This window comes from Streptomyces sp. (genome assembly GCF_050698815.1).
GTDB lineage: Bacteria > Actinomycetota > Actinomycetes > Streptomycetales > Streptomycetaceae > Streptomyces.
Genome location: NZ_JBOHCV010000460.1, coordinates 1 through 7,467, shown reverse-complemented (window position 1 = coordinate 7,467; position 7,467 = coordinate 1). Strand labels below are relative to the sequence as shown.

At 70.6% G+C, this 7,467-nt stretch carries 6 protein-coding genes; 4 read left to right on the top strand and 2 right to left on the bottom strand.

All coding sequences use genetic code 11. The annotated features are described in order from the left end of the window. The coding region (locus tag ACRDP3_RS16715) for a hypothetical protein (protein WP_431517756.1) at positions 1-333 on the top strand (333 nt) is incomplete at its 5' end. A 23-nt stretch (positions 334-356) separates the two neighbouring features. On the opposite strand, the gene ACRDP3_RS16710 is transcribed toward ACRDP3_RS16715, so the two are convergent. Next, on the bottom strand, positions 357-1,250 hold the full coding sequence (locus ACRDP3_RS16710; RefSeq protein ID WP_431517755.1) for a TetR/AcrR family transcriptional regulator: 894 nt from the start codon (positions 1,248-1,250) through the stop codon (positions 357-359). A 448-nt stretch (positions 1,251-1,698) separates the two neighbouring features. Here ACRDP3_RS16710 and ACRDP3_RS16705 point away from each other — a divergent pair, with 448 nt between their 5' ends. Together ACRDP3_RS16705 and ACRDP3_RS16700 are read left to right on the top strand one after the other, a co-directional pair. Beyond that, entirely contained in the window at positions 1,699-3,063 is a 1,365-nt protein-coding gene (locus tag ACRDP3_RS16705) for an NAD(P)/FAD-dependent oxidoreductase (protein ID WP_431517758.1), read from the top strand. 223 nt (positions 3,064-3,286) lie between these two features. Continuing rightward, positions 3,287-5,083, top strand: coding sequence for an ATP-binding SpoIIE family protein phosphatase (locus ACRDP3_RS16700; RefSeq protein ID WP_431517754.1), 1,797 nt, complete (start codon positions 3,287-3,289; stop codon positions 5,081-5,083). 25 nt (positions 5,084-5,108) lie between these two features. On the opposite strand, the gene ACRDP3_RS16695 is transcribed toward ACRDP3_RS16700, so the two are convergent. Continuing rightward, complete coding sequence (locus ACRDP3_RS16695; protein WP_431517757.1) at positions 5,109-6,431, bottom strand: MFS transporter; 1,323 nt, start codon at positions 6,429-6,431, stop codon at positions 5,109-5,111. 148 nt (positions 6,432-6,579) lie between these two features. Here ACRDP3_RS16695 and ACRDP3_RS16690 point away from each other — a divergent pair, with 148 nt between their 5' ends. After that, a complete protein-coding gene (locus ACRDP3_RS16690) occupies positions 6,580-7,125 on the top strand; it encodes a MarR family winged helix-turn-helix transcriptional regulator (protein WP_431517753.1) in 546 nt (181 codons plus the stop codon). The last annotated feature ends 342 nt before the right edge of the window (positions 7,126-7,467 follow it).

Sequence of the window (7,467 nt, the reverse complement as noted above, 5' to 3'; positions counted from 1 at the left end):
GTCGAGGACGGCGACCGGCTCGGCATGGCCGACGCCCGCACCTACGGGACCTTTCTGCGCTCCCTCATCGCTCTGGACAACGGCGAGCCGGCGCGCGCCCGCGCATTGCACACCGAGGCCGGTGACTACGCCGTGGTCGCCACCCTGCCCCCCATCTTCGAGGTCGGGATGCGTGCGCTGAGCGCGCGCATCCTGGCCGCGGAGGGGCGCACGCCGCCGTCCGGAACGTGTCGGCCCGGACCGGGGCGCCCGGCGACGCGCCGCCCACGGGCCGAGAAAGCGCGCGTGCTCCTCGATGAGCTGGTCGACGGGCAGCCGGAGCCTCAGCCCTGACTCTGCTCTGATTCAGTCCTGGCTCAGCTCCTCGACCGGGTGCGCAGGCCTTCCAGCAGTATGTCGAGCAACCGCTTCGAAGCCGCTGCCTGTTGCGCCGCGTCCGGCAGCGAAGGCGCCGGCGTGGCTATGACCAGCAGCACATCGCCGACCGTCACGTCGGTGCACAACTCGCCCGCATCCCGGGCCCGTTGCACCAGTTCGCCCACCACACTCAGCAACTCGGCGGACCCGGAGTCCTCCTCGCAGCCGCCGAGTCCGTGGCCGTCGAGTTCGTGGCCCTCCAGTTGGTCACCCGGCCCGTCGGTCCACGTCTCCGAGGGTGCGGAGGCCGCGTCATCCTCGACCAGCCGCAGCCCGGGTGCGCTTTCCTCCCCCTCACCCTCCTGCGCCTGTCGCTGCTGCGGCACCCAGGCCGAAACGTCCTTTCTACCCGCGTCGCTGCTCGACCCGCCGGCGCGCAGTATCCGCGGCGGCAGCAGCCGTCCCGCGCCCGAGGAGACCGAGGTGCGCACGAAACGGGACAGTGCCGACCATGGTTCGTCCTCCTGGCCCAATGCGGCCCGAGCCTGTTCGGTGAGCCGGGCCGTCTCCTCCTCGGCTATGCGTCTGACCAGCACGTCCTTGCTCGGGAAACGGCGATACACCGTGCCCACCCCGACCCGTGCCCGTCGCGCGACGTCCTCCATCGGCGCGCCGTACCCCAGCTCGCCGAAGACCTCGCGGGCGGCGCGCAGTACATGTGCCAGATTGCGCTGTGCGTCCACCCGCAGCGGCGCCTGACGCGGGTCGGCGCCGCCCATGGCCGCGGACGTGGACCCGCCGGTGCCGCCGATACCGCCCACTCCGCTGACACCGCGCATCCCGCCGCCGATGCCGCTCGCCCCGTCGCCCCCACTGTCCGTGGCCGCCGCCATGACGGACCCGACGGAATGAGAACCGTGAATTCCCTGAATGTGCATATGTGTTCCCCCGGTGATCAAGTCTCCCCCCGGAGACTCTCGCGCTGTCGCGGCCGGTGGTGCTGGTGCTGAGGTCGCCACGCACCGCACTCCCGACCCCACGAACATAGTTGAGCACCGGTCGGGAGAGAAGGGGGCCGCTTCGCGGGGGTCTCGTCACGGTCGGCACGGGACGCCTTTTCACCCTCGGGCGTCCCCTCTCACACCCCTTCCACGCGTCGCTGAACTGCGCCGACTCCCGTACGAGGCATTGATGGAGCGAACCGGAGGATTCACCTCCACCATTCACACAATTTCTCTGAGCCTGTGGACAAACACCCGGCCTTGGGTGCGTCATGGACGGGTGACCAAGGCGAAGAAGGACACCACGCGCATTCTCGTGGTCGGCGGCGGCTACGTCGGCATGTACACCGCCCTCCGCCTGCAGCAGAAGCTGAAACACCAGCTCAGGCGTACCGCGGACAAAAGTCGGGACGGCAGTCGGAGCGACGGCGGCCCCTCGGGCGACGTCGAGATCGTCGTGGTCGGACCCGAGCCCTATATGACGTACCAGCCCTTTCTCCCCGAAGCGGCGGCCGGCTCCATCTCCCCGCGCCATGTGGTCGTACCCCTGCGCCGCGTACTGCCGGACTGCCGGCTCGTCATCGGCGAGGCCCGGTCCATCGACCACGACCGGCGCGTCGCCCACGTGGAGACCCTGGTGACCAGGGAAGAGGGCACCGGGCCCATCGAGGTCCCGTACACCGAACTCGTCCTGGCGCCGGGCTCGGTCTCCCGCACCCTCCCGGTCCCCGGCCTCGCCGAGCACGGCATCGGCTTCAAGACCGTCGAGGAGGCCATCGGGCTCCGGAACCACGTACTCGAACAGCTCGACATCGCCTCCTCCACCCGCAACCCCGAGGTACGCGACGCCGCCCTCACCTTCGTCTTCGTCGGCGGCGGATACGCGGGCGTCGAGGCGCTCGCCGAGCTGGAGGACATGGCCCGCTACGCCTGCCGCTATTACCACAACGTGCGGCCCGAGGAATTCAAGTTCCTGCTCGTCGAAGCGGCCGGCAAGATCCTCCCCGAGGTCGGCGAGGAAATGGGTTCCTACGCGCTGCGCGAGCTGCGTGCCCGCAACATCGACGTACGGCTCGAGACCCGCCTCGACTCCTGCGAGGACCGGGTGGCCGTGCTGAGCGACGGCTCCCGTCACCCCACCCGCACCCTCGTATGGACGGCGGGCGTCAAGCCGCACCCCGTACTCGCCGCCGCGGGACTCCCCCTGACCGACCGCGGCAGGCTCAAGTGCACCGCCCAACTGCGTGTCGACGGCGTGGACCACGCCTGGTCCGCCGGTGACGCCGCCGCCGTGCCCGACCTCATCGCCGCGGAGAAGGGTGAAAGCGGGGCACTCTGCGCTCCCAACGCCCAGCACGCCGTACGCCAGGCCAGGCGTCTCGCCGACAATCTGGCAGCCACCCTGCGGGGTGAGGCGTCGACCGACTACCGTCACGCTTACGCGGGCTCCGTCGCCTCGCTCGGGTTGCACAAGGGCGTCGCGCACGTCTACGGGCGCAAAGTGAAGGGCTATCCGGCGTGGTTCATGCACCGGGCCTATCACCTCAGCCGCGTCCCCACCCTCAACAGAAAGGCGCGCGTGCTCGCCGAATGGACCTTGGCGGGGCTCTTCAAACGCGAGATCGTCTCACTCGGTTCGCTCGAGCATCCGCGTGCCGAGTTCGAGCTCGCCGCGGGCTCCGGCCGCCGACCCGAACGGGACTGAGCCCCCGCCACACCGGCCTTCCGGCCTCTGTACGGGGCTACGGCGGGCAGCCCGGCGGAGGGGCTGTCGGGTGATCCGATGGATGACCCGATGGTGTCCGATGTCGCCGCCCTGCTCGACGCGGGACGTGTGACCATGGGTGGGCACGCATCCGCGGAGAGTGATCAGACATGACGGCCCGGCCGAAGGCCGTCCCCCGGACAACACAAGGAATCGGACGACCGTGAACTTCACGCGCTGGAGCGCCCGACTGCCCGGCACTCAGCGGCGTAACTCAGCCGCCCAAGCCGCCCAGGCAGTAGCAGCGCGGACCCAGCAGGCGTCCGAATCCGCCGACGGCGCCAAGGGTGCTGATGGTGTCGACGGCGCTGACGGTGCCGATAGTGCCGGCCCGGTGGACAGCACGGGCACGGTGCCCGCGGCACGCGGTGAACGCCGCGATCCCGCGGGCGCGTGCGGGCCGGGACCCGGTTCCGCCCCCGGCGCACTCGTCACCCGCAGCATCGACGCCCTCTCGGTCCACGACCTGCTCGGCCAGGTCCCCGCCCTCGCCGCCGTCGTGCACGGCGCCGACCATCGCATCGCTTACGTGAACGACGCGTACACCGCCGTCTTCGGTCCCCGCGCCCCGGGCGCCGCCGCCCGCGAGGCCCTCCCCGAACTGGTCGAACTCGGCCTGCTGCCTCTCATGGACCAGGTGCTGCGCAGCGGCAAACCCCGCACCGTCAAAGCGCGCCGCGTCCCCGGCGCCGCCGAGCCCCGAGACGGCCGCGAGTCCCGGGACGCCTTCTACACCTTCACCTGCACACCCATCACCGCCGACAGCGACAGCGGCGTGCTGATCTTCGCCGCCGACGTCACCGATCAGGTCGAGGTCGCGGAACGGCTGCGCGCCAGCGAGCGCCGCCAGCGCGAAGCCGCCGTCACCCTGCAGCGCAGCCTGCTGCCGCAGGAACTCGAGCAGCCCGACGATCTCCGCGTCGCCGCCACATACCAGCCGGGCGGTACGGAAGCGGCGGTCGGCGGCGACTGGTACGACGTCATCACCATCGGCGCGGGCCGTACGGCCCTGGTCATCGGCGACGTCATGGGCAGAGGCGTGCGCGCCGCCGCCGTGATGGGGCAGCTGCGCACGGCCGTACGCGCGTACGCCCGCCTCGACCTTCCCCCGCACGAGGTCCTGCAGCTGCTCGACGGACTGGCAGCCGAGATCGACTCCAGCCAGATCGCGACCTGTGTCTACGCCGTGCACGACCCCAACGAGGGCGTCCTCCACTACGCCTCCGCCGGCCACCTGCCCATCATCGTCCGGGACGCCGACGGCACGGTCCAGCGTGCCGCCGAGCCGACCGGACCGCCGCTGGGCACCGGTGGCTGGGTGCACACCTCCGGCTCGCTGCCGCTCACGCCCGGCGCCTCCGCCGTGCTCTACACGGACGGCTTGGTCGAACGGCGCGACGCGGACATCGACACCGGAGTGTCCACCCTCGAACGGGCCTTCGCCGGCGCCACCGGCTCCCCCGACGTCGTCTGTGACCGGCTGCTGCGCTCGCTGGGCATCACCGCCGAACACGACGACGACGTGGCCGTCCTCGTCCTCCAGCACCCCGCCCGTACGGGCCCGGAGGCCGAGCTGTTCCACAACGCCGCACTCGACCTTCTCGGCGGCACCGAAGCGGCCCCGCGCGCCCGTGCGTTCGCCTCCGGCGTGCTCTCCTCCTGGCGCTTTCCCACGGAGCTGCACGACCTCGGCGTGCTCGCGGCCAGCGAGCTGGTCGCCAACTCCCTCCAGCACGGCACCCCGCCCATGCGGCTGAGACTGCGGCGCACCGACCGGAGGCTGATCGTCGAGGTCACGGACGGCGACGACCACCTGCCGCGCCGCCGCCGTGCCGAGCCGGTGGACGAGGCGGGGCGCGGCATCTCCATCGTCGCCACCATCGCGTCCTCGTGGGGATCGCGCAGGACGCCGGGCGGCGGCAAGTCGGTCTGGTGCGAATTCGCCCTGCCGACAGGGTGACGTGCCAACCGGTGAGGCGAACCGGTCAGACCGCGGCGACGACCGCGTGCCGGCCGGTCACCTCGTTGCCGCTGGCCGGAACATCGTCCGGGGTGACGCCCTGACCGGCCACCACGAGAGACCGGTCGGGCCGGTCCTGCCGGGCCGTCAAGCGCCGCCCCAGCCAGAGGGCCAGCCCACTCACGCACAGGGCGCAGGCGACCAGCATGACGATGTACGCCCCATATGCGCCCGTCGCGGCCAGCAGCCCGCCCACGGCCGGACCGATGGCCAGAGCCAGCTGCTTGACCAGCGCGAACGCCGAGTTGTACTGCCCCACCAGCCGCGCTGGTGCCAGGTCGGCCACCAGTGGCGCCACCGTCGGCGACAGCATCGTCTCGCCGAGCCCGAAGAGCGCGTACGTCGTGATGAGCAGGGCCGTGGCCAACGCCTGGGTGCCGTGCACGAGACCGGACGCCCCCGCGGCCAGCCACGCCACGGCCCATATGAGTCCCACCAGTGCGATGACCCGGCTGCGCCGACGCCGCTCGACGAGGCGCAGCACCGTGTACTGCGCCAGCACGATGACCGCCGTGTTGGCGGCCAGGGCCGTGCCGAGCGTGGCCGTCGATATTCGGGTCACTTCCACCGCGTACGCCGACAACCCCGACTCGAACTGCCCGTAGCAAGTGAAGAACAGCACGAAGCCCAGCACGCACAGCAGCACCATCGGCCGGTCCCGCAGCAGCACCGCCCAACCGCCGCCGCCCGGCTGCCTCGCCTCGCCCGGCAGCGCGGCGTCCACGCTCGTCGCATGCGGCAGCCGCACGGTGGCGAGCACCACGGCCAGCACCACGAACATGGCGGCCTCGATGACGAACAGGAGCGTGAACGTCGCGGGCCGATGCTCATCCACCATCAGTCCGCCGAGCAGCCCGCCGATCCCCAGACCCAGGTTGTTCAGGAAGAACTGGGTGGCGAAGGAGCGTGAACGCGTCGCGGCCGTCGAACACGCCACGATCATCGTTGCCAGCGCCGGGTGCAGTACGGCGACGCCCGCGCCCATGAGCGCTGAGGAAGCCAGCACGAACGGCGCGGTCCCGGAGACCCCGAAGCCCACCGCACCGACCATCCCGAGGAACGACCCCACGAAGGCCACCGGCATCGGTCCGCGCCGGTCGATCACCCGCCCGGTGAAGGGCAGGACGCCGAGCGCGGCGGCGGCGAAGAGCGCCAGCACCGAACCCGCGGTGACGTCACCCAACTCACGTACACGCGCGGCGTAGACGAACAGGAACGGCGCGGTGAAGCCGTTGCCGAACGCCGCCAGGGCGTTCCCGAACTGGATGCGGCGCAGCGCAGCGCCCATCGCGGTGGTCACACTCACCCCCTCAGTCGAGTCCCCGCCGGACGCCGTTGCCGAAGACCGGCCGGAGACTTCACAGTTAAAGTTCGAAGCTAAAGACTACATAGGGCAAGCCTTCATGTCGAACGACTTCGCGTGGGATACTCCGCCCATGCCTCCCGCGCCGGACCGACAGCCCACGCTCGACGAGCAGATCGCCATCTACCAGCGCGAATACCGCGACCTGGACACACGGGTGGAGAAGGTCGTCAACGCGCTGAGCCGGCTCGACCGCCGGATGAACGTCGCGTACGGCCGCCAGCTCGCCACACTCGGCCTCGGCCACGCGGAGTGGGAGGTACTCAAGGAACTGGTGATGGCGGGTGCCCCGTACCAGCTGTGGCCGGGCACCATCGCCAAGCGCCTCGGCCTGACGCCGGCCGCCATGACCCACCGCATCGACCGCATGCTCACCCAGGGTCTGGTGACGAGGGAGCGCGACTCCGAGAACCGCGTACGGGTCATCATCGGCATCACCGACGAGGGCCGGGAGAAGTGGCTCCAGGTGATGCGCAAGGCCGCGGTCTTCGAGGAGGAGTTGCTCCAGGACCTGACGACCGTCGAGCGGACACTGCTGGGTGAGCTGCTCACCCGTCTGCTCCGCCGCGTGGAGCACGCCCAGCCGGACGCGGGCGGCCGGTTGACCGACCTCGACTGAGACGCGGCAACGGAGCGGCAGTTGGCACCCTGAACAGCGAGTTGACAGCGCAGGAGTCGAACCGTAGTGTCCTCCGGGTTGCCACGGAGCTGCGATGCTCGAGTGGCGGCACTCTTGCCGTTCGACGGCGACCACTACTGCAGGATTCCCCGTTCCGCGGGGCTGGTTTTCGTGTGCCTGTTTCACGGATATCAGTTCGGTGAGGGATACCGGCTGGCTCGATTTTGAGTCGCCGGGGGAAATCGTCTAACGTAGCGGTCACGCCGGAAGGCGCCCCGCCGACGGGGAATCAGAAAGGTTATCCAGGCACGGAAACGGGCCGGAAAACAGATCTGATAGAGT